Source organism: Mesorhizobium sp. M0239, from assembly GCF_040321815.1.
Classification (GTDB): domain Bacteria; phylum Pseudomonadota; class Alphaproteobacteria; order Rhizobiales; family Rhizobiaceae; genus Mesorhizobium.
This window is the reverse complement of record NZ_JAMYSG010000084.1, coordinates 1-2,583: the sequence shown is the minus strand read 5'-3', so window position 1 is coordinate 2,583 and position 2,583 is coordinate 1. Positions and strand designations below refer to the sequence as shown.

The following is a 2,583-nucleotide window of genomic DNA, read 5'->3' as shown; positions in this document are numbered from 1 at the left end:
TCGACCGAGGTCGGCAGAATCCTGCTCGAGCAGTCCGCAAAGACCATCAAGAAAGTTTCGCTCGAACTGGGCGGCAACGCTCCGTCTATCCTTTTCGACGACGTGCCGATGGAAGCTGCGGTCGCTGGCTGCATCGCAGCCAAATTCGCTACCAGCGCTTCCGGGGTTGCAGACTGTCCGAGAATGGCTTGCGAGACGTCACCTGGTAGGATCTGCGTGCCGGCGAAGATTAGGATCGAGACAAGGAAAAGGAGCAGGATACCCAGCGCGATGCGCTGGGGGATAAGTGCCACAATGGGCGAGATCACGACTTATGATCAAGGAATCAGCCAGCATTTAGAGAACGCGTCACCGTTCATCAGGGTGTTTCGAAAGGCGACATAGCCGCCTAGCTTATCCGAAATGGCGTCGATTTCCTGGTTGAACATCGGCACGATCAGGCCGCCCTCGTCCCGCAAGACGATGGCCATCTCGCGATAGAGGCCCTTGCGCTTATCCTTGTCGAATTCGGCGCGCGCCTCGAGGAGAAGCCTGTCGAACCTTTCGTTTTTGAAGTGCGTGTCGTTCCATGCCGCCGTCGACAGATAGGCGGTCGAGTACATTTGGTCCTGCGTCGCGCGCCCGGACCACCAAGTGGCGCAGAAGGGCTGCTTTTGCCAGACTTCATTCCAGTAGCCGTCGCTCGGCTCGCGCTTGATTTCGAGGGCAATGCCGGCCTTTGCGCAGCTCTGCTGGTAAAGCTGGGCCGCGTCAACGGCGCCCGGAAAGGCGACGTCTGAGGTGCGAAGCAGGATCGGCCCGCTATGGCCGGATTTTTGATAGTGAAACTTGGCCTTGTCCGGATCAAAGGTGCGCTGCTCGATGTCGTCGGGGAACAGCGGATAGGTCGCATTGATCGGAAAGTCGTTGCCGATCGTGCCGAACCCCCGCAGGATCTTGTCAACCATCTCCTCGCGGTCCATCGCTAGCTTGAGGGCCATCCTCAGATCGTAATTGTCGAAGGGCGCCGTGTCGCAGAACATGTTGAAGCAATAGTAGGCGGGACCCGACACGGGCTCGACTCTCAGGTTGGGCACACGCTTGATCAGATCGACGACCTTGGGCCCGACCTGGTTAATCATGTGCACCTGACCGGCCTGCAGCGCGGATATGCGCGCGGTGTTGTCGTTGATGGTGAGGAGCTCGACCTGGTCGGCGAAGCCCCTTTTGTCGGACTGCCAGAAGTTGGCGAAGCGCTCGCCTCCGTAGCGGACGCCGGGCTCGTTGACGGTCATCTTGTAGGGCCCGGCGCTGATGCCGGCTCCCGGATTGTCTTTGCCACCGTTCGGCTGAATGATGAGATGGTAATCGGTCATCAGATATGGGAAGTCAGCATTGCCATCCTTCAGTGTCACGACGACCTCGTCGTCATTTGCTTTGATTGTGTCGATGCTCTTCATTAGGCCCAGCGCGCCAGATTTTGACTTGGCGTCGGAATGACGCGCGAGTGTCGCCACCACATCTTCCGCTGTCACGGTCTTGCCGTTGTGGAACTCGACTCCCTTGCGGATCTTCATCGTCCAGATCTTGGCGTCCTTAGATGAGTTGATTTCCGCAGCCAGGCGATTCTCCAGCCCGCCGTTAGGGGACAGAGCCACGAGCGACTCGCCCCAGCAATTTCCGAAGGTGGCGGACAACGTTGAGAAGGTCGCCGGATCGAGAGTGTCGGTCGCCGCCCCGCCAGCGAGGCCGGCTTTCAGCGAGCCGCCGCGGACCGGCCCCTGGGCTCGCGCAGCGCTGGTGAGCAGCGCATTCGCGAACGTCGCGGAGACACCGAGCGCCGTTGCACGGCCGAGAAATTCACGTCGGCTCAGCCGCCTCGCAGCGACCCTATGGCTGAGATAGTCGAGTTCCTCCGACATTTCGATACTTCCTCCTCCCATGGCGGCCATGAGGCCGTCCTTATATTCCGGGTATTAGTAAAGCATTGATGGGCCGCTTTGAACGAATTTCCCTTTATCAACACAGGTAACCGGCGTTTTTCGCGTCATTCGCGCACAATACCGCAACATGCTCTTGAGCGACGCATCAGCGTCAGCCGTTTCAGCAGAGCGCAGAACAACTCTAACCAGGGTGGCGCCGGATGCGATGGCGCGGTCTATGGAGTCTCGGTCGTCAAACGAGAAAAGTCATCATTGTTCGTAAACGCGCCGTCTCATGCCGATCGAGATCAGAGCTCAATTGGGCTTGGCTGGATGCATATCAACAGCGTCGTCTTTCTCTATCCGGCTAGCCCGTCAGCCCCAACCCCAATTGATGACAGCAGGGCGGAGAATCTAGTTTTGTGCATTTCTCGCGGTTTCGCGATCGGTCGGTACAATTTTGTCGCGGAACGCCTCTGGGCACGAAGACGTGAGAGATGCCTAGAATGTGCGGTGAGGATGGAATTAAACCCCGAGCGCGGGTTCGTCTTGTATGCCGCTCTTTTCAGCTAAATGTTTCGTCTAAACTAACAGGCCTCTCTGATTGGGGTCGGTGAGGTCAAGCGTTTCCTGTCTTTTTTCCGGACCATGTCGCCCCGCGGGTCACTCGCTTCTCTTCGCG

Annotated in this window: 1 protein-coding gene and 2 pseudogenes; 1 reads left to right on the top strand and 2 read right to left on the bottom strand. The window is 58.2% G+C overall.

Annotated elements, in window-relative coordinates; genetic code table 11:
• Window positions 1–18: 18 nt before the first annotated feature.
• A pseudogene (locus NKI99_RS33605) lies at window positions 19–96 on the top strand (hypothetical protein); the annotation flags it as partial.
• Window positions 97–140: 44 nt separating this feature from the next.
• Here the strand turns inward: NKI99_RS33605 and NKI99_RS33600 are convergent.
• Together NKI99_RS33600 and NKI99_RS33595 are read right to left on the bottom strand one after the other, a co-directional pair.
• Window positions 141–308, bottom strand: a pseudogene (locus tag NKI99_RS33600) (ABC transporter permease); the annotation flags it as partial.
• A gap of 9 nt (window positions 309–317) precedes the next feature.
• Entirely contained in the window at window positions 318–1,901 is a 1,584-nt protein-coding gene (locus NKI99_RS33595; RefSeq protein ID WP_352613723.1) for an ABC transporter substrate-binding protein, read from the bottom strand.
• Window positions 1,902–2,583: the final 682 nt, after the last annotated feature.